The organism is Microbacterium sufflavum, assembly GCF_023101165.1.
GTDB lineage: Bacteria > Actinomycetota > Actinomycetes > Actinomycetales > Microbacteriaceae > Microbacterium > Microbacterium sufflavum.
This window is the reverse complement of the sequence record NZ_CP078076.1, coordinates 164936-189047: the sequence shown is the minus strand read 5'-3', so window position 1 is coordinate 189047 and position 24112 is coordinate 164936. Positions and strand designations below refer to the sequence as shown.

General features: G+C 71.7%; 20 protein-coding genes and 1 tRNA gene. 16 read left to right on the top strand and 5 right to left on the bottom strand.

Features of this window, described 5'->3' with window-relative positions:
- The first annotated feature begins 10 nt into the window (after nt 1-10).
- On the top strand, nt 11-1387 hold the full coding sequence (locus KV394_RS00940) for an NtaA/DmoA family FMN-dependent monooxygenase (RefSeq protein ID WP_247982071.1): 1377 nt from the start codon (nt 11-13) through the stop codon (nt 1385-1387).
- Nucleotides 1380-2264 (top strand): ribokinase, encoded by an 885-nt coding sequence (locus KV394_RS00935; protein WP_247982070.1) that lies wholly within the window; start codon nt 1380-1382, stop codon nt 2262-2264. Before KV394_RS00940 ends, KV394_RS00935 begins: the two co-directional genes overlap by 8 nt.
- Before the next feature lie 32 nt (nt 2265-2296).
- Here KV394_RS00935 and KV394_RS00930 read toward each other — a convergent pair whose 3' ends face one another.
- Nucleotides 2297-2998 (bottom strand): PadR family transcriptional regulator, encoded by a 702-nt coding sequence (locus KV394_RS00930; protein WP_247982069.1) that lies wholly within the window; start codon nt 2996-2998, stop codon nt 2297-2299.
- Nucleotides 2999-3099: 101 nt separating this feature from the next.
- Here KV394_RS00930 and KV394_RS00925 point away from each other — a divergent pair, with 101 nt between their 5' ends.
- Both KV394_RS00925 and KV394_RS00920 read left to right on the top strand, forming a co-directional pair.
- Complete coding sequence (locus KV394_RS00925; protein WP_136029594.1) at nt 3100-3609, top strand: flavin reductase family protein; 510 nt, start codon at nt 3100-3102, stop codon at nt 3607-3609.
- Nucleotides 3606-4049, top strand: a complete 444-nt coding sequence (locus KV394_RS00920; RefSeq protein WP_247982068.1) for a riboflavin kinase — start codon at nt 3606-3608, stop codon at nt 4047-4049. Before KV394_RS00925 ends, KV394_RS00920 begins: the two co-directional genes overlap by 4 nt.
- Before the next feature lie 102 nt (nt 4050-4151).
- On the opposite strand, the gene KV394_RS00915 is transcribed toward KV394_RS00920, so the two are convergent.
- The gene (locus tag KV394_RS00915; protein ID WP_247982067.1) at nt 4152-5660 is read right to left on the bottom strand and encodes a PucR family transcriptional regulator; all 1509 of its coding nucleotides are present in this window, start codon (nt 5658-5660) and stop codon (nt 4152-4154) included.
- A gap of 93 nt (nt 5661-5753) precedes the next feature.
- On the opposite strand from KV394_RS00915, the gene gabT reads away from it, so the two are divergent.
- The 8 genes from gabT (at nt 5754) to poxB (ending at nt 16233) form a co-directional block, all read left to right on the top strand.
- Complete coding sequence (gene gabT / locus KV394_RS00910; protein WP_205814365.1) at nt 5754-7115, top strand: 4-aminobutyrate--2-oxoglutarate transaminase; 1362 nt, start codon at nt 5754-5756, stop codon at nt 7113-7115.
- A 92-nt stretch (nt 7116-7207) separates the two neighbouring features.
- Nucleotides 7208-8590 carry a flavin monoamine oxidase family protein gene (locus KV394_RS00905; protein ID WP_247982066.1) on the top strand — a complete coding sequence of 461 codons (1383 nt, stop codon included), beginning with the start codon at nt 7208-7210 and terminating at the stop codon, nt 8588-8590.
- Entirely contained in the window at nt 8590-9474 is an 885-nt protein-coding gene (locus KV394_RS00900) for a universal stress protein (RefSeq protein ID WP_136036501.1), read from the top strand. Before KV394_RS00905 ends, KV394_RS00900 begins: the two co-directional genes overlap by 1 nt.
- Entirely contained in the window at nt 9474-11021 is a 1548-nt protein-coding gene (locus tag KV394_RS00895) for an APC family permease (RefSeq protein ID WP_136046030.1), read from the top strand. The genes KV394_RS00900 and KV394_RS00895 overlap by 1 nt, the downstream gene beginning before the upstream one ends.
- Nucleotides 11022-11045: 24 nt before the next feature.
- A complete protein-coding gene (locus tag KV394_RS00890) occupies nt 11046-12512 on the top strand; it encodes an NAD-dependent succinate-semialdehyde dehydrogenase (RefSeq protein WP_136034420.1) in 1467 nt (488 codons plus the stop codon).
- Between the two features lie 22 nt (nt 12513-12534).
- Complete coding sequence (locus KV394_RS00885; RefSeq protein WP_136034418.1) at nt 12535-13899, top strand: NAD-dependent succinate-semialdehyde dehydrogenase; 1365 nt, start codon at nt 12535-12537, stop codon at nt 13897-13899.
- Between the two features lie 117 nt (nt 13900-14016).
- Entirely contained in the window at nt 14017-14454 is a 438-nt protein-coding gene (locus tag KV394_RS00880) for a pyridoxamine 5'-phosphate oxidase family protein (RefSeq protein ID WP_247982065.1), read from the top strand.
- Nucleotides 14455-14508: 54 nt separating this feature from the next.
- Nucleotides 14509-16233, top strand: a complete 1725-nt coding sequence (poxB, locus tag KV394_RS00875) for a ubiquinone-dependent pyruvate dehydrogenase (RefSeq protein WP_247982064.1) — start codon at nt 14509-14511, stop codon at nt 16231-16233.
- A gap of 27 nt (nt 16234-16260) precedes the next feature.
- On the opposite strand, the gene KV394_RS00870 is transcribed toward poxB, so the two are convergent.
- Both KV394_RS00870 and KV394_RS00865 read right to left on the bottom strand, forming a co-directional pair.
- Nucleotides 16261-19059: a tetratricopeptide repeat protein gene (locus tag KV394_RS00870; protein ID WP_247982063.1), complete on the bottom strand. Its 2799-nt coding sequence runs from the start codon at nt 19057-19059 to the stop codon at nt 16261-16263.
- Between the two features lie 20 nt (nt 19060-19079).
- Nucleotides 19080-20903 carry an HSP90 family protein gene (locus KV394_RS00865; protein ID WP_247982062.1) on the bottom strand — a complete coding sequence of 608 codons (1824 nt, stop codon included), beginning with the start codon at nt 20901-20903 and terminating at the stop codon, nt 19080-19082.
- Between the two features lie 193 nt (nt 20904-21096).
- On the opposite strand from KV394_RS00865, the gene KV394_RS00860 reads away from it, so the two are divergent.
- The 3 genes from KV394_RS00860 (at nt 21097) to nusG (ending at nt 22559) form a co-directional block, all read left to right on the top strand.
- Nucleotides 21097-21169, top strand: a tRNA-Trp gene (locus KV394_RS00860).
- A gap of 40 nt (nt 21170-21209) precedes the next feature.
- Nucleotides 21210-21482, top strand: coding sequence for a preprotein translocase subunit SecE (gene secE, locus KV394_RS00855; protein WP_136034407.1), 273 nt, complete (start codon nt 21210-21212; stop codon nt 21480-21482).
- Nucleotides 21483-21524: 42 nt separating this feature from the next.
- Nucleotides 21525-22559, top strand: a complete 1035-nt coding sequence (gene nusG, locus KV394_RS00850) for a transcription termination/antitermination protein NusG (RefSeq protein WP_136037470.1) — start codon at nt 21525-21527, stop codon at nt 22557-22559.
- 81 nt (nt 22560-22640) lie between these two features.
- Here the strand turns inward: nusG and KV394_RS00845 are convergent, their stop codons facing one another.
- Nucleotides 22641-23039: a VOC family protein gene (locus KV394_RS00845; RefSeq protein WP_247982061.1), complete on the bottom strand. Its 399-nt coding sequence runs from the start codon at nt 23037-23039 to the stop codon at nt 22641-22643.
- Between the two features lie 62 nt (nt 23040-23101).
- Here KV394_RS00845 and KV394_RS00840 point away from each other — a divergent pair, with 62 nt between their 5' ends.
- Nucleotides 23102-24079, top strand: coding sequence for a helix-turn-helix transcriptional regulator (locus KV394_RS00840; RefSeq protein ID WP_323131766.1), 978 nt, complete (start codon nt 23102-23104; stop codon nt 24077-24079).
- Nucleotides 24080-24112 lie beyond the last annotated feature (33 nt).

Genomic DNA, 24112 nt, shown 5'->3' with positions numbered 1-24112 from the left:
GGCACCCGCCATGACCGATCACCCCGTGAAGCAGCTGCGCCTCGGCCTCTTCGAGAACGCGCAGGCGAACGACTCCGGCACTGCGACCTGGCGCCACCCGGACAACGGGCGCTACCTCTTCGACCGACTCGACTACTGGCGCGACACCGCGCGCCTGGCGGAGGACGCGGGCTTCGACTTCCTGTTCCTCGCCGACGCGTGGGGGTGGGCCGACGTCGCGGGCGAGCGTCCCGACATCTGCTCGATCGAAGGCCTCGACCTGCCGCGACTCGACCCCGCCGTGCTCCTCGCGGCTCTCATTCCGCAGACCACGCGTCTCGGACTCGTCGCCACCGGGTCGACGCTGCTGGAGCCGCCCTACGCGTTCGCGCGGCGCATGGCCAGCCTCGACATCCTGTCCGGCGGGCGCATCGGCTGGAACGTCGTCACGACCGGCACCGCCGACACCGCCGTGCAGGGCTTCGGGGTGCCGATGGTCGGGCACGACGAGCGCTACCTGATGGCCGACGACTTCATGCAGGTCGTGTACAAGCTGTGGGAGCAGGCGTGGGAGGAGGGGGCGCTCGAGCGCGACAAGTCCGGCCGCTTCGCCGACCCGGCCAAGGTGCACCGCATCGCGCACGACGGCCCGTACTTCCGCTCGCACGGCTACGGCAACACGCAGCGCTCGCCGCAGGGCACCCCGGTGCTGTTCCAGGCGGGCGCGTCTCCGGCCGGCCGCGAGTTCGGCGGCAAGCACGGCGAGGCGATCTTCGTCGGCAGCGGCTCGGTCGAGCAGCTCCGCGGCCACGCGACCGCGATCCGCGAGGAGGCCGTGAAGAACGGCCGCGCCGCGCACGAGGTCAAGATCATGTCCGCGTTCGCCGCCGTCGTCGGCAGCACCGAGGAGGAGGCTCGTCGCACGTACGCCGAGGTCGCCGACGCCCAGAACCCCGAGGTCACGGTCGCCTCCTACGCCTGGTTCACCGGCCTCGACCTGTCGTCGTACGACCCGGGCACACCGATGTCGGAGCTGAGCACGGAGCTGTCGCAGACCCAGGTCGCGCGCTTCGCCGACAAGACCGTGGGCGACGTGCTGGGCGACTGGCACGCGCACGGCGTCGGCGCCCGCCCGCTCGTCGGCACCCCGGAGCAGGTGGCCGACCGGATGATCGCGCTCGCCGACGGCGCCGACCTCGACGGCTTCCTGTTCGCCCCGGTCATCCCGCCGGCGTCCACGAAGGACTTCATCGAGCATGTGCTGCCGATCCTGAAGGAGCGCGGCGCGATCGCCGAGCCGTCCGACGAGCCGCAGTCGCTGCGCGAGCGGCTGATGGGAACCCCGACGCCCGCGCTGGCCGAGTCGCACGTGGGTTCGACGTTCCGCCGGTCGATGGCGCGTGTCTGACGAGCTGTCCGGCGTCGCTGTCGTGGGGAGCGCGAACCTCGATCTGGTGGTCGAGGTGTCGCGCCCCCCGCGCATCGGCGAGACACTGCTGGGCCGCGCCGGCGGCCGTTTCGCGGGCGGCAAGGGCCTGAACCAGGCGGTCGCCGCGGCCCGCAGCGGCGCGCCGACGCGGTTCTGCGGTGTGGTCGGGACGGACGAGGGCGCCGCACTGCTGGAGCGCACGCTCGTCGACGCCGGGGTGACCTCGGCCCTGCGCCGCTCGGATACCGCCCCGACCGGGGTCGCGCACGTGCTGGCGCTGGAGGGCGGCGACAACAGCATCATCGTCGCGGCCGGCGCGAACGCGGAGCTGTCGCCGGAGGATGCGGTCGCCGGGGTCTCCGGGGCCGCCGTCGTGCTGGCGCAGCTCGAGGTGCCTGTGCCCGCGGTGTCGGCGGCACTGCGGGCGGCGCGCGACGCCGGCGCCACGACCGTGCTGAACGCCGCCCCCGCCCACGCCGCGACCCTCGGGCTGCTGGAGTGCGTGGACGTGCTCGTGGTGAACGAGACGGAGTGCGCGGAGCTCGGCGGCATCGACCTCCTGCACCGCGCCGGGGCCGCGACCGTGGTGCTCACGCGCGGCGCCGGGGGAGTGGACCTGCACCGCACCGGTCGCCCGGTTGTGCACGTCGAGGCGTTCCGTATCGATCCGGTCGACACGACGGGCGCGGGCGACGCGTTCTGCGGCGCGCTCGCCGGTGCGCTCGCCCGTCGAGTGCCGGTGGAGGACGCCCTCGTCCTCGCGTGCGCCGCGGGGGCGATCGTGGCGCTGCACCGGGGAGCGACCACTCCGGCGCTCACGCCCGAGGCGCTGGCGGAGCTGACGGCGACGCGCTGAGGCCGGTCCGGAGGGGACGGCGCGGGGTGCGGTCAGTCCTTCGCGGGGCTCTTCGTCGCTGTCTTCGCGGGGCTCTTCTTCGCCGTCTTGGCGGGGCTCTTCGTCGCCGTCTTGGCGGCGCTCTTCGTCGTGGCGGCCGCCGCCTCCCGCTCCGGCGTCGTGTCCTCGGCCGTCTCGCCCGCGAAGGCGTACTCGCCGGCCCGCAGCCGTTCCAGCAGGTCGAGCAGCCACTGCTTCTCGGCGGTGAGCCGGGCGGTGGAGAGGTCGAAGATCTCTCGCACGTACTTCGGCGTGGTCTCGGAGCGCAGGGTGTCCTGCACGTCGAAGCCGTTCTGCGTGATGATCGCGTCGCTCTTGATGAGGCGGTGCTCCAGGCCCGCGATGACCTCCTGGCGGCTCAGCACGAACATGAACGAGGCGACGGTCATGATCGCCTGGGTGTCGAAGGCCGCCACGTTCCAGAGGTTCTCGCGCAGCATCCGCTGCAGCTCGACCTCGCCCGAGGGGGTGATGCGATACGTGGTGCGGGCGGGGCGCTTGCCCTCGGCCTCGGTGCCGCTCTCCGTGATGTACCCGTCGACCTCCAGGGCCCGGAGGGCGTTGTAGATCGAGCCGGGCTGGATGTGCGCCCACTCGTCGACGTGCCAGGTCATCAGTTCTCGCCGGAGGAAGTAGCCGTGTACCGGCTGGAACTGCTTCACGGCGCCGAGGACGACGAGACGGGTGGTCGACATGTCGTTCATGCTAACGGCTGGGATGCGCGTTCCCGGTTGTTTGAGTGGTCAAATTTGTCTATAGTCGCCTTAGTCAAAGTTGACTACCGAAAGGACTCGTGATGACCACTGCCGTGACCGATGCCCTGCCGCGTGACCGTGCGCTCCGTCGTGCCTTCTCGGTCTATCCCACGGGGGTGGTCGCCCTCGCGGCCGTCGTGGACGATCGCGCCGTCGGGATGGCGGTCAACTCCTTCACCTCGATCTCCCTGGAGCCCGCCCTCGTCGCGGTCAGCGCCGCCCGCACCTCGAAGACCTGGCCGGTGCTGCGTGCCGTCCCGGAACTGGGGATGAGCGTCCTCGCAGCACACCACGAACCGCTCAGCCGCTCCCTGTCCGCGCGGGAGGGGGACCGGTTCGGGGGTCACGCCTGGCACCGCACCGACGGCGGGGCCGTGCTGGTGGCCGACGCCGCGCTCTGGCTCACCTGCCGTCTGCACAGCACGTTCGACGGTGGCGATCACGAGATCGCTCTGTACGAGATCCAGGATGTGACGCTCTTCGACGACGTCGAGCCGCTCGTGTTCCACCAGAGCCGCTACCGCGCGATCTCTCCCGCCGCAGGCGTGTGAGCGCACCCGTCCGCGAGATCGCCGGAGTGGTCGTCACCGGCGACGGTCGAGGACGCGACCTCGGGTTCCCGACCGCCAACCTCGCCCTCGACGGCCCCGGTCTCCCCGCCGACGGCATCTACGCCGCGCTGGCCTGGATCGACGACGAGCAGGAGGGGATGCCCGCGACCGTGAGCGTGGGTGCCAACCCGACCTTCCACGGCAGCCGGGAGCGCCGGGTGGAGGTGCACCTGCACGACACGGACCTCGACCTGTACGGGCACCGCCTCCGGGTCGAGCTGCTCTCGCTGCTGCGCCCGACGCTCTGCTTCGACACCGTCGCGGCCCTCGTAGCCCAGACCGCCGCCGACATCGAGCGCGCCGGGGCCCTCCTCGCGACGGTGCGGCGGGCGCGCACCGGACGCCCGGCCTCGCGCCGAGGGCACGGTTTCTCCGTGTGAACAGGCGGGGCGGTCGGCAGCAGGCCGCGCACTCGGCGAGGGGATGGGGCCGCTCGGGATGAGGCTGCGCGGGCCTGAGGCGGCGCAGGGGCGGGGCGCGGATCAGTCGCGCGCGGTCTGCAGCAGCGCCCAGAGCTCGGCGCGGGCGGGGAACGACGCCAGATCCACGCCCAGCATGGCCCCGGCCTGCGCTACCCGCGAGCGCAGGGTGTGCCGGTGGATGCCCAGCGCCGCGGCGGCCGGCTCCGCGCGTGCGTCGTGCTCCAGCCAGACCCGCAGCGTGTGCTCGAGTCCGGTGCCGACCGCCGCGTCCTGCTCGCGCAGCGGCGCCAGGCGCGACTCCGCCACCAGCCGCGCCTCGTCGGTCGCCAGCGCCGTGAGGATGTTCGCACCCACCGTGTCCGCGTAGCGCACGACGGCCGCAGACGCGGGTTGCCGCAGGGCCGTCAGCGCCTGGGCGTGCGCACGGGAGAAGACCGCGTAGCCCTCGGGGCCGGAGACCCCGATGCGGATGCCGAAGCGCTCGGCGACCTCGTCCAGCAGCCCCTCGTCGCCCGAGGACACGCACATCGTCAGGCCCTCGGGCGACTCCGCCAGGAACGACACCGTGCCGTGGTCCGCCCGGCGCCGCTCCCACCAGTCGACCAGCGGTCCGGCCGGGGCGTCGGCGGCGACCGCCACCATGATCGGTGCCGGAGGGAGGGCGCCGAGCACGCGGCGGGCGAGCGCGGGGTCGTCGGCCAGCAGCGACTGCAGCAGCTGGGTGTGCAGGCGGCGACGGCTCCTGGCGAGCTGCTCGCTCTGCTCCAGCGCCAGTCCGGCCATCGCGATCACCGAGGTCACGACCGACCGGGCCTCCGCGTCCAGCGTCTCGGCGGCGACCGCGATCACCCCGCGCAGGTGCCCTCCGCGCCCGACGGTGAAGAGCATGAAGGTGTGTGCGTCGATCGTGAGAGACTGCCCCGCCTCCAGTCCACGGCCCAGGATCTCCAGCACGCGGTCGGCGAGCAGATCGAGCGTGGCGGTGTCGACCGCATCACGCGGATGGGCGAACAGCAGCGCCCCTGCCGCGTCGTACATGCCCGCCCAGACGTCGAGCCGGCGGCCGAGCTCCGCGACGATCGCGTCGAGGCCGCGCGGGCGGAGGGCGGCGAGGGCGAGCGCGCGCTGCGTGTCCAGCGCCCAGGAACGGCGGGCGTACGCCTGGGCCGCGATGGCCTCGGAGTGTGCGCGGGCGACGGCGATGAACGGCGTGCGGTAGGGCACCTCGAACAGGGGGATGCCGTGTGCGGCGCAGGCGGCGATGAGCTCGTCCGGGATCCCGGAGCGGTGCACCTCGGTGCCGAAGCCGAGCCCGAGCACGCCGCGGTCGGCCAGCCGCCCGACGTAGGAGGGGATGTCCGCGGCGCCGTCGAACTGCGTGCCCGTGGTGAGCAGCGCCAGATCCTCGGACAGGAAGGGCGTCGGGTCTGCGAGGTCGGAGCCGTGCACCCACCGCAGCGGCCGGTCGAGGGCGCCGTCGGGCAGCGCGTGCTCGTCGGACACGAGCGTCAGGCCGAGGTCCCTGCGCTGGAGCAGGGACCGCAGCGTGGGGGCGTCGGTGGGGGCCATGGGCTTCCGGTTTGTACGAGGTGGCGGATCCGCTGCTCAGATTGTACAAGCCGGCGAATGCGACCCTCCCGGCGGCGGTCGTACGCTCGCGACATGGCACTCCTCGACACCGCAGCACCCGCAACCCCCCTCGGCGGCCCCGACCTCCCGCAGGAGCGTCGCCTCGTCACGGAACTCCCCGGCCCGCGCTCGGCCGAGGTCCTCGCCCGCAAGGCCGACGCCGTCGCCGCCGGTGTCGGCCACACCGTGCCGGTCGCCGCCGTCGCCGCGGGCGGCGGAGTGGTCGTCGACGCCGACGGCAACTCGCTCATCGACCTCGGCTCCGGCATCGCCGTCACCACGGTCGGCAACGCGCACCCGAAGGTCGCCGCGGCCGTCGCCGCGCAGGCCGCGCAGTTCACCCACACCTGCTTCATGATCTCGCCCTACGAGTCGTACGTCGGCGTGGCCGAGGCGCTGAACCGGGTCACCCCCGGCGACTTCGCCAAGAAGAGCGCGCTGTTCAACTCGGGCGCCGAGGCGGTCGAGAACGCGATCAAGATCGCCCGCAAGCACACCGGACGCCAGGCCGTCGTGGCGTTCGACCACGGTTACCACGGCCGCACCAACCTCACGATGGCGCTGACGGCCAAGTCGATGCCGTACAAGAGCGGCTTCGGCCCGTTCGCCCCCGAGGTGTACCGCGCCCCGATGTCGTACCCGTTCCGCGACGGCCTCGAGGGCGCAGAGGCCGCGGCCCGCGTGATCCTGCAGCTCGAGAAGCAGATCGGCGCGGACAACCTCGCCGCCGTCATCATCGAGCCGATCCAGGGCGAGGGCGGCTTCATCGTCCCCGCCGAGGGCTTCCTCCCCGCGATCGTCGAGTGGTGCCGCGCGAACGGCGTGGTCTTCATCGCCGACGAGGTGCAGACCGGCTTCGCCCGCACGGGCCACATGTTCGCCAGCGAGATCTTCGGCATCGAGCCCGACCTCATCACCACGGCCAAGGGCATTGCGGGCGGCCTGCCGCTGGCCGCGGTCACCGGTCGCGCCGAGATCATGGACGCCTCGCACTCGGGCGGCCTCGGCGGCACCTACGGCGGCAACCCGATCGCGTGCGCCGCGGCCCTCGCCGCGATCGACGTGTTCGAGAACGACGGCGTGATCGAGCGCGCCCGCGAGATCGGCGAGATCCTCATCGGCCGCCTCACCGCGCTGCAGTCCGACGACGCCCGCATCGGCGACGTGCGCGGACACGGCGCGATGGTCGCAGCAGAGTTCGTCGACCCCGAGACCAAGGCCCCCGACGCCGCGCTCACCGCCGCGGTCGCGAAGGCCTGCATCGCGCAGGGCGTGATCGTGCTCACGTGCGGCACCTACGGCAACGTCATCCGCTTCCTGCCGCCGCTGTCGATCGGCGACGAGCTGCTGAACGAGGGCCTCGACGTCGTCGCGCAGGCGCTCGCCTCGGCCTGACCCCGCTGTCCGGCCGCGTCCCCGGATCGGGGGATTTCGGGACGCGGCCGGTACTTCATCCCCCACATCCCCCGACGACGAAGGAGTTGCAGATGGCTGAGATCACTCGCGACGTGCTGATCGTCGGCGCCGGAGCCGCAGGGCTCACGGCCGCCAACGATCTGCGCAAGGCCGGCCTGTCGGTCGCCGTGCTGGAGGCCCGCGACCGCGTGGGCGGCCGGCTGTGGACCGACGTGATCGACGGCGCCATGCTCGAGATCGGCGGCCAGTGGGTGTCGCCCGACCAGGACGCCCTGAAGGACGCGATCGAGGAGCTCGGGCTCGAGACCTACAGCCGCTACCGCGAGGGCGACAGCGTCTACGTCGGCCCCGACGGTCAGGCGCACCGCTTCACGGGCGAGATGTTCCCGGTGTCGCCGGAGACCGAGGCCGTGATCGCCCGCATCACCGGCATCCTCGACGCCCTGGTGGCCGAGATCGACCCGGACAAGCCGTGGGAGCACCCGAACGCGGCGGAGTGGGACTCCATCTCGTGGGACGCCTGGCTGCGCTCGCAGACCGACGACGACGAGGCCGTACGCAACCTCGCCTTCGCTACCGGCTCGGCGATGCTGACCAAGCCGACGCACTCCTTCTCGCTGCTGCAGTCGCTGCTCATGGCGGCCTCGGCCGGCTCCTACTCGAACCTCGTTGACGCCGACTTCATCCTCGACAAGCGCGTGGTCGGAGGCCTGCAGCAGGTGCCGCTGCGTCTCGCCGAGCGCCTGGGGGAGGACGTGCTGCTGAACCAGCCCGTCCGCAGCCTGGAGTGGTCGGATGACGGGATCGTGGCGACCACCGACGACCTCACGGTCCGCGCACGGTACGCGATCCTCGCGCACGCCCCCATCCTCTACAACCGCATCTCCTTCGTCCCGCCGCTGCCGCGTCGCCAGCACCAGCTGCACCAGCACCTGTCGATGGGCTTCGTCATCAAGGTGCACGCCGTCTACGACCGGCCGTTCTGGCGCGAGCAGGGCCTGAGCGGCACGGCGTTCAGCCCGTACGAGCTCTCGCACGAGGCGTACGACAACACCAACCACGGCGACGAGCGCGGCACCCTGGTCGGCTTCGTCTCCGATGCCAACGCCGACGGCGTGTTCGAGCTGTCGGCCGAGGAGCGCAAGGAGCGCATCCTCGAGTCGCTGTCGCACTATTACGGCCCGGAGGCCAAGAACCCGGTCGTGTACTACGAGAGCGACTGGGGCAGCGAGGAGTGGACGCGGGGCGCGTACGCCGCGAGCTTCGACCTCGGCGGGCTGCACCGCTACGGCGCCGACCTGCGCACGCCGGTCGGACCGATCCACTTCGCCTGCAGCGACATGGCCGGAGCGGGTTACCAGCACGTCGACGGGGCGATCCGCATGGGCCACCTCGTCGCGGCGAACATCGTCGACGCCCGCCGCGAGGCCGGCGCTCCCGAGAGCATCGGCTGATGACCGGCTCGGTCGTCGTCGGCTACACGGCGACGGACGCGGGGGCGGACGCCGCGGCGCTGGGCGCCCGGCTGGCCCGCAGCATCGGCGCGACGCTGCACCTGGTGATCGTGCTCCCCACCGAGGGCACCCGCAGCGCGGCCGTCCCGCCGGAGCGCGCGTATGAGGACGTGATCCGCACGCAGGCACGGAAGTGGCTGCAGGACGCGGTCGTGCGGCTCCCGCAGGAGCTGGTGCGCAGCGGCCACGTGCGCTTCTCCGAGTCGTTCGCGGAGGGGCTCATCGCGGCGGGCGAGGAGTTCGACGCGAGCGTGATCGTGATCGGCACCGCGGGCGGCGGCCTCTTCGGCCGTCACCGCCTCGGCAGCGTCGCGTCCGAGCTGCTGCACTCCTCGCCGATCCCGGTCGCCCTCGCGCCGTCGGGGCTCGCGCAGCAGGACGACCACGTGCTCCCGCGCGTCACGGTCGCGGTCGGTACGCGCCCGGGTGCGGAGGGCGTGCTCGACCAGGCCGTCGCCCTCGCCGGGGCGGCCGAGGTCTCCCTGCGGCTGGTGTCGCTCGTGCCGTTCGACGTGCCGCCGGGCCTCGACACCGGCGCGATCCGCCTGGCCGGCAGCGAGCACGCCCACCGGGTGCTCGCGGTCGCTGCCGAGCAGCTGCCGGACGGCCTGGGCGCCGTCGTCGAGGAGGCACCGGGCGAGACGGTCGAAGACGCCGTCGCCGGGCTCTCCTGGCTCCCCGGCGAGGTGGTGCTGGTCGGCTCGAGCCGCCTGGCACAGCCGCGCCGTCTGTTCCTGGGCTCCACGGCGGCGAAGATGCTGCACGAGCTGCCCGTTCCCATGATCGTCGTCCCGCGCACCCGCAACGAAGCAGGAGACCGCTGATGAGCAGCACCAACCGGGCGACGGAGCCCGCATCCGGCGTCACGACCGGCATCTCCACGAAGGGCCTGAGTGCCGGCACCGTCGGCCTCATCGGCGCCGTCGTGATCGGCATCTCGTGCATCGCCCCCGCCTACACGTTCACGGCCGCCGTCGGCCCCACCGCGTCCGAGGTGGGCGCGCAGATCCCGGCGATCATCCTCGTCGGCTTCATCCCGATGCTCCTGGTGGCTTTCGGCTACCGCGAGCTCAACAACCGCATGCCCGACTCCGGCACGTCCTTCACCTGGGCCGCCCGCGCGTTCGGACCCTGGGTGGGCTGGATGGCCGGCTGGGGCCTGGTCGTCGCGACGATCCTGGTGCTGTCGAACCTCGCCGGGGTCGCCGTCGACTTCCTGTTCCTGCTGCTGTCGCAGATCACGGGCAACGCCGGGATCGCCGACCTGGCCGGGGTGACGTGGATCAACATCGGCGTGTGCCTGCTGTTCATGCTGGGGGCGACGTGGGTGTCGTACCGCGACATGCAGACGACCCAGAAGCTGCAGTACTGGCTGGTGGGCTTCCAGATCCTGGTGCTGGTGTTCTTCGCGGTCGCCGCGATCGTCCAGGCCGTGAGCGGCAACGGCTTCGACTACCAGCCGTTCGACCTCAACTGGTTCAACCCGTTCGCGATCTCGTCGTTCAGCGCCGTGGCGGCCGGTCTCTCCCTGTCGATCTTCATCTTCTGGGGCTGGGACGTCACGCTCACCATGAACGAGGAGACGAAGGACCCGGAGAAGACGCCGGGCCGCGCGGCCACGGTCACCGTGCTCACGATCGTCTCGCTGTACCTGCTCCTCGCCGTCGCGATGATCATGTTCGCGGGCGTGGGCACGGGCGAGCTCGGCCTCGGCAACGGCGACATCCAGGAGAACGTGTTCTTCCACCTCTCCGGACCGATCCTCGGGCCGCTCGCGTTCCTCGTGTCGCTGGCGGTGCTCACCAGCTCGGCGTCGTCGCTGCAGTCGACGTTCGTCGGTCCGGCGCGCACCCTGCTCGCGATGGGCCACTACGGCGCCCTGCCGAAGTCGTTCGCGAAGGTCAGCCCGCGGTTCTTCACCCCCGGCTACGCCACGATCGTCTCGGCCATCGTCGCCTCGGCGTTCTACGCGGTCATGCGCGTGGTCAGCGAGGACACCCTGTGGGACACGATCCTCACGCTCGGCATGATGATCTGCTTCTACTACGGCATCACCGCGTTCGCGTGCGTCTGGTACTTCCGCAAGCAGTGGTTCGACTCCACGCGCAACGTCTTCTTCACGTTCCTGTTCCCGCTGGTGGGTGGCATCATCCTCGCGATCCTGTTCTTCACCACGCTGATCGACTCGATGGACCCGGCTTACGGCTCGGGGTCGGAGATCGGCGGCGTCGGGATCGTGTTCATCCTCGGGATGCTGATCATCGTCGTGGGCATCGCGGTGATGATCTGGAACGCGATCCGCCGCCCGGCGTTCTTCCGCGGACAGACGCTGAGCATCGACGCGCCGCCGAGCCGGCGTCGTCGCCCCTAGCCCCCACTCACAGAAAGAGAACCCATGAGCACTCAGACCGAGCAGGCGCTGCTCGACAGCATCCCCACTGGACTCTTCATCGGCGGACAGTGGATCGACGGCGAGACCGGCGCCACGTTCGACGTCAAGGACCCGGCCACGAACCAGGTGATCCGCACGATCGCCGACGCCACGCCCGCCGACGGCATCCGCGCGCTCGACGCCGCGGTGGCCGCTCAGGACGAGTGGGCCGCCACCGCTCCGCGCGTGCGGAGCGAGATCCTGCGCCGCGCGTTCGACCTGGTGCAGGCGCACAAGGAAGACCTGGCGCTGCTGATGACCCTGGAGATGGGCAAGCCGCTCGCCGAGGCGCGCGGCGAGGTCGCGTACGGCGGCGAGTTCCTCCGCTGGTTCAGCGAGGAGGCCGTGCGCATCAGCGGTCGCTACGGTCTGAACCCGGAGGGCACCGGGCACATGATCGTGTCGCAGCGCCCCGTCGGGCCGTCGTTCTTCGTCACCCCGTGGAACTTCCCGTTCGCGATGGCCACCCGCAAGATCGCGCCGGCGCTCGCCGCCGGGTGCACGGTGGTCATCAAACCCCCGGCACTCACGCCGCTCACGACCATCTTCTTCACGAAGCTGCTGGAGGAGGCGGGGCTCCCCGCCGGCGTCGTCAACGTGGTGCAGACCTCGAAGTCCAGCGCCCTGTCGGCGCCGATCATCGCCGACCCGCGGCTGCGCAAGCTGTCGTTCACGGGGTCGACCGAGGTGGGCCGCAAGCTCATCGCGCAGGCGGCCGAGGGCGTGCTGCGCGTGTCGATGGAGCTCGGCGGCAATGCGCCGTTCGTGGTGTTCGACGACGCCGACCTCGACAAGGCCGTGGAGGGCGCTCTCGCCGCGAAGTTCCGCAACATCGGCCAGGCGTGCACGGCGGCCAACCGCTTCATCGTGCACCGTGACGTGGCGGGCGAGTTCGCCAAGCGGGTGACCGAGCGCGTGAACGCGATGAAGATCGGTCGCGGCACCGAGGAGGGCGTGGCGATCGGCCCGCTCATCGACGAGGACGCGGTCGCCAAGGCCGGAGAGCTGGTGGACGACGCCGTGGAGCGCGGCGCGACCCTGCTCGCGGGCGGCAAGGCGCTCGAGGGCACCGGCACGTTCTACGAGCCGACGGTCCTCACCGATGTCGTGGCCGGCAGCGCGATCCTGCGCGAGGAGATCTTCGGCCCGGTGCTCGCGATCGCCACGTTCGAGACCGAGGACGAGGCCGTGCGGCTCGCGAACGACACCGAGTACGGCCTGGTGTCGTACGTGTTCACCGAGAACCTGCAGCGCGGTCAGCGCATGATCGACGCGCTCGAGACCGGCATGATGGGACTCAATGTGGGCGTGGTCTCCAACGCGGCGGCTCCGTTCGGCGGCGTCAAGCAGTCCGGTGTCGGACGCGAGGGCGGCTTCGAGGGCATCCACGAGTACCTGTCCACCAAGTACACGCTGATCCCGGTCTCCTGACCGGACGGCAAGAGGAGGAGACATGACCGACTACGCCGTCGTCAATCCCGCCACCGGCGAGACCCTGGCCACGTACGACACGTTCACCGATGCGCAGATCGAAGAGGCGGTCGCGGCCGCCGACGAGGCGCACCGCGAGTGGTCGCGCTCGACCACGGTCGCGGAGCGCGCACAGCTGCTGCGCCGCGCCGCCGAGCTGCATCGCGAGCGCCGCGAGGAGCTGGCCGACGTGTTCGTGCGCGAGATGGGCAAGCCGCGCGAGGCCGCGCTCGGCGAGGTCGACTTCGCCGCCGACATCGCCGAGTACTACGCGGATCAGGCCGAGGACATCATGGCCGACCAGCCCATCACGATCCTCGGTGACGGCTCGGCGATCATCCGCCGGTCGTCGCTGGGGCCGCTCGTGGGCATCATGCCGTGGAACTTCCCGGCCTACCAGATCGTGCGCTTCGCGGCGCCGAACCTGATCGTCGGCAACACGATCCTGCTGAAGCCCGCGCCGCAGTGCCCCGAGTCGTCGAGCGCGATCGAGGCGATCTACCACGACGCCGGGTTCCCGAAGGGCGCGTACCAGAACGTGCTCGCCACGAACGAGCAGATCGCCGACATGATCGCCGACCCGCGCGTGCAGGGCGTCTCGCTCACCGGCTCGGAGCGTGCGGGGGCGGCGGTGGCCGAGGTCGCCGGACGGCACCTCAAGAAGGTCGCGCTGGAGCTCGGCGGCTCCGACCCGTTCCTCGTGCTCTCGACCGACGACCTCGACGCGACGGTCCAGGCCGGCGTGGACGCGCGCCTCGACAACAACGGTCAGGCGTGCAACGGCGCCAAGCGCTTCATCATCGTCGACGAGCTGTACGACGCGTTCGTGGAGAAGTTCACGGCGGCGATGGCGGCCGTCGAGGCGACCGACCCCACGCAGGACGACACCGTGCTCGGACCGGTGTCGTCGGAGGCGGCGGCGGAGAACCTGCAGAAGCAGATCGACACCGCGGTCGCCCAGGGCGCCACGCTGCTGACCGGGGGCACGCGCGACGGGGCGTTCTTCGCGCCGACCGTGCTCGCCGACGTCACGCCGGAGATGGACGTGTACCGGGAGGAGCTGTTCGGCCCCGCCGCCGTCGTGTACCGCGTGGCCGACGAGGACGCCGCGGTGCAGCTGGCCAACGACACCACGTTCGGGCTCGGTTCGTACGTCTTCACGACCGATGAGGCCCAGGCGGAGCGGGTGGCCGACAAGATCGAGGCCGGCATGGTGTACGTCAACCTGGTTCTCGCCGACAGCCCGGAGCTGCCGTTCGGTGGCATCAAGCGCAGCGGCACCGCGCGTGAGCTCGGACACCTCGCCGCCGACGAGTTCGTCAACAAGAAGCTCATCCGCATCGGCTGAGTCCGACGCGGTGACGGTGCCCGGGGGTCGATCGGCCCCCGGGCACTGTCGCGTCCGGACCTGTGACGTTCGGACGGGTGCTGTCCAGCCGGCGGGTCCGTGGGTGACAATGGCGGCATGAGTGTGCACAGCGACCCCGTCCGGACCCTGACCGATGCCGAGAGCTGGGAGCGCCTGCGCGGACAGGAGCTCGGACGCCTCGTGACCCACATCGGCGACACGATCGACATCTTCCCGATCAACTACGCGGTCGACGGGGATGGCATCGTGTTCCGCACCGCTCCGGGGAGCAAGCTGTTCGAACTGACCGCGAACGCCGATGTGCTGTTCGAGGTCGACGACCACACCGACGTCGACGCGTGGAGCGTGGTCGTGCGCGGGCACGCCGCGGCGCTGGAGACCGATGCCGATGTCGCGCGCGCCGAGGCCGCGGGGCTGCGCCCGTGGATCCCGACCGTCAAGCGGGTGTTCATCCGCATCGCACCCGCCTCGGTGTCGGGACGCGCGTTCCACCGTGATCCCGAGCCGGAGCGCGACGGCCCCCAGGAGTACTGACCGGCCCGCGTCAACCCCGGCACCAGGGCGGAGGGGCGGGCGTAGGGTCGGGGTATGGCCAACGTCGCTGAGAACATCGTCAAGACTCTGCACGCCAACGGGATCGATCGGGTCTACGGCATCCCCGGGGATTCGCTCAACGGATTCACGGACGCGCTGCGCAAGGACGGCCGCATCCGCTGGGTGCACGTGCGCCACGAGGAGTCCGCGGCGTTCGCGGCCGCCGCGGACGCGGGCACCACGGGTGAGCTCGCCGTCGTCGCCGGCTCGTGCGGGCCGGGCAACCTGCACCTCATCAACGGGCTGTACGACGCCCAGCGTTCCCGCGTGCCCGTCCTGGCGATCGCGGCGCACATCCCGACGACCGAGATCGGCACCGGCTACTTCCAGGAGACGCACCCGCAGGAGCTGTTCCGCGAGTGCAGCGTGTACGTCGAGTACGTGGCGGACCCGAAGCAGATGCCGCGGCTGATGGAGATCGCGATGCGGGCGGCGATCGAGCAGCGCGGTGTCGCGGTGCTGGTGATCCCTGGCGATGTGGCGCTGGCGGAGATCGAGGATGACCGCGCCGTCGTGGTCCGCCGCGCCCGGCCGGTGGTGGCACCGAGCGGGGCGGAACTGGAGCAGGCGGCCACGCTGCTGAATGCCGCGAAGCGCGTCACGATCCTCGCCGGCGCCGGCGTCGAGGGCGCGCACGACGAGGTGATCGCGTTGGCCGACCGTCTGGGCGCGCCGATCGTGCACGCGCTGCGCGGCAAGGAGTTCATCGAGTACGACAACCCGTTCGACGTCGGCATGACCGGTCTGCTCGGGTTCGCGTCCGGCTACCGGGCGATGGAGGCCGCCGACACGCTGCTCGTGCTCGGCAGCGACTTCCCGTACGAGCAGTTCTACCCCGACCACGCGACCACGATCCAGGTGGACATCCGCGGCTCGCAGCTCGGCAAGCGCCACCCGCTCGACCTCGGACTCGTGGGCGACGTCGGCGCCACCGCGGAGGCCCTGCTGCCGCGCCTCGCCCGCAAGGACGACCGCACGCACCTCGACGACGCGACGGCGCACTACCGCAAGACGCGCAAGAAGCTCGACGAGCTCGCGGTCCCGGCGAAGGGCGACCGTCCGATCCACCCGCAGTACCTCGCGCGGCTGCTCGACGAGCAGGCCGCGGACGACGCGATCTTCACGGCCGACGTGGGGTCGCCGACGGTGTGGGCGGCGCGTTACCTGACGATGACCGAGCACCGTCGACTGATCGGCTCGTTCACGCACGGCTCGATGGCGAACGCGCTGCTGCACGGCATCGGGGCCCAGGTCGCCCACCCGCAGCGCCAGGTCGTGGCCCTCGCGGGCGACGGCGGGCTGTCGATGATGCTGGGTGAGCTGCTCACGCTCACGCAGAACCGCCTGCCCGTGAAGACCATCGTGGTGAACAACTCCTCGCTGAACTTCGTGGAGCTGGAGATGAAGGCCGCCGGGTTCGTCACGTACGGCACCGGACTGGACAACCCGAGCTTCGCCGCCATCGCCGAAGCCATGGGGATCTTCGCCCGCCGGGTGGAGCGCAGCGACGAGCTGCCGGACGCCGTCCGCGAGGTGCTGGCGCACGACGGTCCCGCCCTGCTCGACGTGGTCACCGAGCGTCAGGAGCTCTCGATGCCGCCCGCGATCGAGGCGGCGCAGGTGAAGGGGTTCGCGCTGTACGCGATCCGCACGGTCATGTCGGGCCGCGGCGACGAGCTCCTCGATCTGGCGCGGGCGAACTGGCGCCAGCTGTTCTGACGCCTCCGGCCGCGCCGGGGTGCGGGCTCAGCTCTCCAGCAGCGCCCGCACCTCGGCCGCCTCGCCGTGGCGGCCGAGCCCTTCGAGCACGTCGCCGAGCTCGAGCGCGGTGACCTGACGCAGCGGCGGGAAGCCTTCGGCGTGCTCCAGGGCGCTGCGGTAGACCGCGACCGCGTCGGCGGCGCGCTCGTTGCCCGCGAGCACCCGGGCGGCGAACAGCTCGGAGCCTCCGGCGGAGCCCGGGTCGCCCAGCTCCGCGAACGCGTCCGCGGCGGTGAGCGCGGCGGCCACGGCCTCGTCGATCCGTCCGAGCTGCGCGAGCGCGCGGGCGCGGGAGTCCGTCACGTCGGCGTGCAGCCACCCGGCCTCGTGCTGCTGCGCGAGGGCGGCGACCTCGTCGAACAGGGCGAACGCCCGCTCGTCGCCGCGTCCGCCGTAGGCCTGACCCAGGCTGTGGAGCACCTCGCTGAGGGCGCCGACCGCTTCCGGCGCGCCCCGGACGATCTCGGCCGCGCCCTCCAGGAGGCGGATGGCGTCGTCGTGCTCCTCGAAGCGGGCGAGGATCTTCGCCTGCTCGGTCATCGCCATCGCCTGGTCGGCGTGCTCCGCGCCCTCGCCGAACAGCTCGGCGGCGTAGCCGTGCACGCCCACCGCCTGTCCGAACTCGCCCGACTCGGCCAGAGCGCGCGCGAGCAGGGTGGCGGTCATGCCGCGGGAGGCGGGGGCCACGTCGGCCTGCTCCTCGCGCTGCAGCACGTCGCCGAACAGCTCGGCCGCCTCCTGGGCGTCGCCCGAGCGCAGCATGGCGCGGGCGAGCCGGAAGTCGACGCCGGTCGCGTCGCCTCCGGCCTCGGCGCGCAGGCGCGAGGCGAGGCGGTAGCGCGAAACGGCGCGGTCGGGGTGGTCGGCGTCCTCCCACAGTGCCCCGGCGAGCACGTGCGCGTCGGCGAGGGCCCGTGTGGCGCCCAGCTCGGCGAGGAGGCGGCAGACCTCGTCGGCGTCCGCGGCGCCGTCGAGGTGCTCGCCCGTCCCTCCGCGCACCCGGGCCCTGGTCTGCAGCGCCTGGGCGCGATGCCCGGCGGAGAGGTCGTCCTGCGCGAGGAATCGGTCGAGCAGAGCGGTCGCGGCCTCCAGGTCGCCCTTGGAGAGCACGGCCCCGATGGCGACGAGCGTGGTGGTGTTCGACAGCCGGGTGTCCTCGGCCTCGGCGAACGCGCGGGCGGCGTGCTCGGCGAGGTCGAGCGCGGCGTCGGGCTCGTCGGCGTGCAGGTGCAGCGAGGCGCGGCTGATGGCGAGGTCTCCGCGCGACCACGCCGGAAGGCGCTCGGCGGCGGCCAGCTCCTCCTCCAGGGCGGCCCTGGTGTCGTCGGTGTCGAGCCCGAACGTGGCGAGGCCGAGGCGCAGCTCCAGCTCGGCCTGCACGTCGCGGCCGGCGTCGCGCAGCGCGGCGATGCGCTCGGGCAGCACCTGCTCCGCCTCCTCGATGCGGTCGAGCGCCACGAGGATCCCCAGGCGCATCGACAGCAGCTGTGCGCGTTTGCCGGGGTCGGTCACCTCGAGCGCACGGGGGAGGGCGTCGAGCGTCTCGTGCTCGGCGCCGAACTGGGCGAGCTGCATCGCGCGGTCGAACCAGCCGTCCGCGTCCGTCGGGGTCGTGGCCGGTGCGGTGGCGACGAAGGCGTCGGAGCGGATCGGCACGTCCCAGCTCTCGTCGGCCAGGCGGCGCGAGCGGGCGAGGCTCCGCGCGTGCCCGTCCGTTCCGTCGCGCTCGTCGAACTGCGCGCCGATGCGCTCGGCGGCCGTCCAGGCGGCGGTGGCGAGCTCGGCCGCGGTCCACGCGCCGTCGTGCTCTCCGAAGAGCCCGACGAGGGCGGGGGCGTCCGCACCGCGGACGGGGGTGTCGCCGTGCCCGGTCGCCACGACCCTGTCCAGTGCGACGGCGAAGGCGGTGAGGGCCGCGAAGTGCGCGTCGACGTTCAGGCCGTCGTGCGCGAGCCATCCGATGTGCCGCTCGATCAGGGCGAGGGCACGCGCCTCGTTGCCGGTGACGGCCGCGAACACGATGTTGTTGGCGACGATGCGGAGGTTGTCGGGGTTGTCCTTCGCGAGGCGGTAGCTGCGCAGGTGGGCGGTCTTCGCGTCCTCCAGGCGTCCGGCGCGGAGGTAGGGGAGGAGGACGCGGGAGAGCGCGTGCTCGGGCTCCTCGCCGCACGAGAAGCCGCCCTCGATCATCTCCTCGACCAGGCGGATGGCGTCGGCGTCGCGGTCGGTGTCGGCGAAGAAGCCCGCGAACTGGCTGCGGCCGCAGGCGTCGCAGTGGCTGTGGTCGTCGCGGGGTGTGGCCTCCAGCTGCACGCGCAGCGCCTCGGCGTCGTCCATCCGGCCGGCGTCCCACGCGTCCTCGAACCGGGCGGTGAGCACGCCGCTGAGGCCGAGGCCCGCGGCGCGGTAGTGGGCCTCCATGTCGTCGAGCACGGCGGCGATCTGCTCCTGCGAGAACGCGGGGGACGACCGCAGCGACGAGGCCATCCACTTGAACTGCCACATGAGGTCGGCGCCGCCGTTGTCGAGGTCGGCGGGGAAGCGCTGCGGGTCGGCGTCGTGGTGGGCGAGGCACCACGCGAAGGAGTTGAGCATCACGTCGGTGGCGCCGACCATGTTGGCCGAGGCGGTCTGCCGCATGCGGGCCTCGTACTCCAGGCGCTCGTCGCCGAGCTCGACTGCGAGGGCCACGGCCTCCGCGACGAGGGCCTGCTCCTCCGGACCCCACGGGGTGCGGTCGATCTCCTCGATGAGCTGCTGGAAGCGCTTCTTCGGACGTGCCATGGGAGCCTTTCGGTGGAGTGTCAGCGGGCGTCGCCGAAGGGGAGGGAGTCCCCCTCGATGCCGGCGGAGAGCGAGACGAGGTCGGCCAGCGCGCTGGTCATGAGCGCCCGGTCGGCGTCACGGAGCGGATGGTGGCCGGCGAGGAGCGCCTGGATGTAGAGCAGCTGCACGGTGCGGGCGAACACGGCGTCGTCCTCGACGCGCACCAGGGCGCGCACCACGCGGTTGGACCAGTTCAGGCACAGCCGTGCGGTGAGGTCGTCGTCGCGGGCGGCGGACAGCGTCTGGTCGATGCGGTCGAGCACGCCGCCCCACAGTGCCCCGGCGACCCCTCTGGTGCGGCCGCGGTCGATCGCGCGCAGCACCTCGGGGTCGGCGACGTACAGCCCGGTGAGTGCGGGCTGGTCGATCGAGCGCACGACGACGGCGCAGTCGGAGGCGGCGAGCACGGCCCCCGCGCGGGTCTCGAGCGCCACGGCGGCGTCGCGGTCGTCCAGGGGCGGGGGATCGAGACGGTCGAGCTCGCCGGCGACGTCCACCTTCTCCACGGTGACGGCGGGGTACAGCTCGGGCAGCAGGCGCACGAGGTCCGCGTCGTACAGGTAGCCGCCGTTGACCAGCACCTCGTCGCCGGGCGAGATCCCGGCGACCTGGCGGAACTCGTCGACGGTCTGCGCGTAGCGGATGTGCGGGTAGCGCTCGACCAGGTCGCCGATGCGCAGCGTGCCGTGCGTGGTCTCGACGGTGAGCCACCGGGTGATGAACCGCGCCAGCTCTTCGTCGTGGCGCACGAGCGACTTGAGACCGACCTCGTGCACCGCCACGAACTGTGCGAGGCGGTGCGGCTCGCGCAGTCCGAGCTCGAGCACCCAGCGGCGGATCCCCGCGCCGAGCTGCTCGCGCACGTGCTCCAGGGCCGTGTCCTCCACGAGGGACTCCCGGCTCGCGGTGGGGGCGAGGCCGGTGGAGTCGACGACCGCCCGCACGAAGAACGCCCAGTCGGGCAGCACGTCGTCCACGCGCTCGGACAGCAGCATGCGGCCGAGGTACATGCGGGTGGCCTGGCGCGCGCCGGGCGGGGGTGCGTAGGGGAGCACGTAGGCGAGACCGCGCGTGCCTGTCCCCGGTTCGCCGAGCTCGATCACGTCGAGGGGGTTCGCGCCGAGCAGGTCCCGCCCGTAGGCGACGGCCGCCTCGGGGTCGTCGGCGGGGGAGAGGAACGGCGGCTCGCGCGTGATGTCGACGTCTCCGGCGCCGGTGTCGATCGTGACCCGCACGGGGAGGAACTCGCCGAACGTGGTGGCGAGCTCGTGCACGGCGGCGGGCCGGAGCAGCTCGTCGGCGTCGAACCGCGGTACGAGGTGCACGCTGGTGCCGACCGGGAGATCGTCGTCGAGCTCGACCACCTGGAACGTGCCGTCGGCGCTGCCCGTCCACTCCACGGCCGCGCCGCCTCGGGCGCTGCGCGAGCGGATGACGATGGTGTCGGCGACCATGAAGCAGCTGAGGAGTCCGATGCCGAACTGCCCGAGGTAGTCGCTGCGGGGGAGGTCGAAGATGTCGCGCTTCGAGCTGCGGCCGACCGTGGCGAGCAGGTCGGCGACCTCGGCGGCGGTCAGGCCGACGCCGTCGTCGCGGAGCACGAACTCGCCGGTCTGCGCGGTGAGCGGCGTGATGCGGATGCGCCCGCCGCCGCCGTCGACCTCGCGACGGGCGGTGATCGCGTCGCGGGCGTTCTGCAGCAGCTCGCGCAGGTAGACGCGGGGGCTCGAGTAGATGTGCCTGCTCAGCAGATCGACGACTCCGCGCAGATCCACCTGGAACTGCTGCACATCCCCACCCACACGCGCCCCTTCTCGCCGGCATCCGCTCGCCGAGCCTAGCAACAACCCGTATATCGAGCCCGGTTCGGCACCGTCGGGCGGATGCCGTATGCTTGTGGAGCAGTTGTTCTCTGCATTCTTTCGCCGTGCCTCGGGTCTTCGGATCTCGGCGCAGCGCGGGGATGGGAGGGCACCCCGAGGCCTCCGGGTCTCTAGGGCGGTAGCTCAATTGGCAGAGCAGCGGTCTCCAAAACCGCAGGTTGCAGGTTCGATTCCTGTCCGCCCTGCGCGTCAGTGCAACGCTGGCACACGAAAGGTACATTCAGGATGGATCAGGACGAACCGCGCGGCGAGGTCGTCGCGGCCGGCGCCACGCGCCAGAAGAAGGGCAACCCCTTCTCCCGGTTCTTCGGGGGCATCGCCCTGTTCATCCGCCAGGTCATCGCCGAACTGCGCAAGGTCGTCACCCCGACCCGCAAGGAGCTGTTCAAGTTCACGGGTGTGGTGCTCGTCTTCGTCGTGATCGTGATGGGCATCGTCTACGGTCTCGACTACGTCTTCGGGCTCCTGACCCACTACGTGTTCGGTATCCCTGGCTGATGACCCCCGCGGCGGCAGCCGCAGCTATGGAGAAGAAGCAACGTGTCTGAACGATATTCCGACGACGCCGACTGGGCGACCGCCGCAGAGCAGTCCAGCGAGGAGGACGAGGCCCAGGAGGGCAACGTGCTCGCCGCTGAGGAGTTCTCGGTCACCTCTGCCGAGCACGTCGCGGTCCACGTCGAAGACGAGGACGGCGAGGACGACACGGACGACATCGACATCGACATCGACGACCCGGAGGCGGACGCGATCGTGAACGACGCTCTCAACCTGGACGAAGCGGCGGAGTCCGAGGCCGCCGCCGAGGTCCTCAACGATTCCGTGGCCGAGGAGGCCGCCGAGCAGGAGGCCGAGGCGGCCGACGAGGTCACCCCGTACGACGGTCCCGACGTGAACGGCGAGGACGACCGTCCCGCAGCCGAGTCCGAGGAGGACGACGCCGAGTCCGAGGAGGACCCCTACGAGGCCTTCCGCATGGACCTGCGCATGCTCCCCGGCAAGTGGTACGTCATCCACTCGTACGCGGGCTTCGAGCGCAAGGTGAAGGCCAACATCGAGCAGCGCAAGTCGACGCTCGAGGTCGAGGACGAGATCTACCAGGTCGAGGTCCCGATGGAAGACGTGGTCGAGATCAAGAACGGCCAGCGCAAGATGGTCACCCGCGTGCGCATCCCCGGCTACGTGCTGGTGCGCATGGAGCTCACGGAGGACACCTGGTCGGTCGTGCGCCACACCCCCGGCGTCACCGGCTTCGTGGGCAACGCCCACAACCCGACGCCGCTGCGCTTCGAAGAGGCCTTCAACATGCTGAAGTCGCTCGTCGAGGTGAAGGACGTCCCGACCGCCAAGAACATCGCGGCGAAGGGCGGCGTCGCCGTGGCCCGTCCGCTGCCGGCCGAGGTCGACTTCGAGGTGGGCGAGACCATCACGATCAAGGAGGGCTCGTTCGCGGGTCTTCCCGGTTCGATCAGCGAGATCAAGCCGGAGAGCGGCAAGCTCACGGTCCTCGTCTCGCTCTTCGAGCGCGAGACGCCGGTCGAGCTGTCGTTCGACCAGGTCACCAAGATGATCTGACACTGCTGTCATCAGAACGCCCCGCCGGCTCATCCGGCGGGGCGTTCTGCGTGCGGCCGCGGGTCTCCCCGCACCCGTCGGTCAGCTCGCGTGCTGTGCGGCCCAGTGCGGGCTCTGGATCAGGCCGAGGAGATTGCCGAACGGGTCGCTGACCGACGCCGACCACCACCCCTCGCCGCGCTGGGTGACGGGGTCGAACGGGGTGGCGCCGAGGGCTGCGAGGCGGTCCATCTCGGCGTGGATGTCGTCGACGTGCAGGCTCACGAGCGCGCCTCCCGGCTGCGGCAGGGCGGGGCGGAAGCGGGCGTCCATGAGGGCGAACTCGTCGTCGTCGTCGCCGAAGCGCCATTCGGCGTACTGCGGGGTCCCCTGTTCGGGGCGGGTGAAGTACGGCGCGGCGTCGAACAGGCGCGTGTACCAGTCGATCGCGGCGGGCATGTCCTCGGCGACGAGGTTGAGGTTGGCGAGACCACGAAACATGGGATCTTCTCCTTTGGTGGGAACGGCTTTTCTTCTATGCTCGACCGTGAAGTGATCACCTTCTGATCACTTCGGAAAAGAGGTTCCCGATCCGTGCCGATCGCCTGATCCAGGCTCTGCTGCTCCTGCAGGGCCGCCCCCGGATCACCGCCGCGGAACTGGCCGCCGAACTGGAGGTCTCGGTGCCCACCGCGCGCCGCGACCTGGAGGCGCTCGCCATGGCGGGTGTGCCCCTCTATCCGTCTCGGGGGCGCGGCGGCGGGTGGCGCCTGATCGGAGGGGCCCGGACCGATCTCACGGGACTGACCGAGAGCGAGGTGACGTCGTTGCTGGTCGCGCTCAGCCAGAGCCGCACCGCCGCGCCGGAGCACACGGCCGCGGTGCGCAAGCTCATGCATGCCGTGCCGGAACCGTTCCGCGAGGGCGCGCAGCGGGTGGCGGAGTCGACCGTGCGGGATGCGCCCTGGGGTGAACCCGATGATGCGCCGGAGCGGCCGGCGGTGTCGGAGCTGCAGCGGGCGATCGCTGCGCGCCGCCGGGTGCGCTTCGGCTACGGCGACGCCGGGCGGCCGGTCGAGGTGGTGCCGCTCGTGGTCGGCAGCCGCGGTCCGCGGTGGTATCTGCTCGCGGCGCCGGGGCGGAACGGCGGGGCCGACGTGGACCGGCTGCGCACGTACCGGGTCGACCGGATCGCGGATCTCGCCCTCACCGACGAGCGGGGGGAAGGGCCGGATGGCTTCGACGCGCCTGCCGCGTGGGAGCGGATGGTCGAGACGGTCGAGGGGCTGCGGGGCGAGGCGCGCGCCGTGATCCGCGCGGAGGCCTGGGCCGTGCGCGCGGTGCTCGACCGCTTCGGGCGCCAGGCCGCGGTGATGGATGCCGACGAGGGACTGATCGAGGTGCGGGCCCACCGTGCGGACGCTCTGGCCGAGCAGCTCGCCGGGTGGACGGGCGCCGTGGAAGTGCTCGAACCGGTCGAGGTGCGTGCAGCCCTGCGCGAGCTCGGGCAGCGGATCGCGGAGCAGTACCGCGACCCCTGACCCTGCGCGGAAGCGGGGCGCGGGATGCGGTAG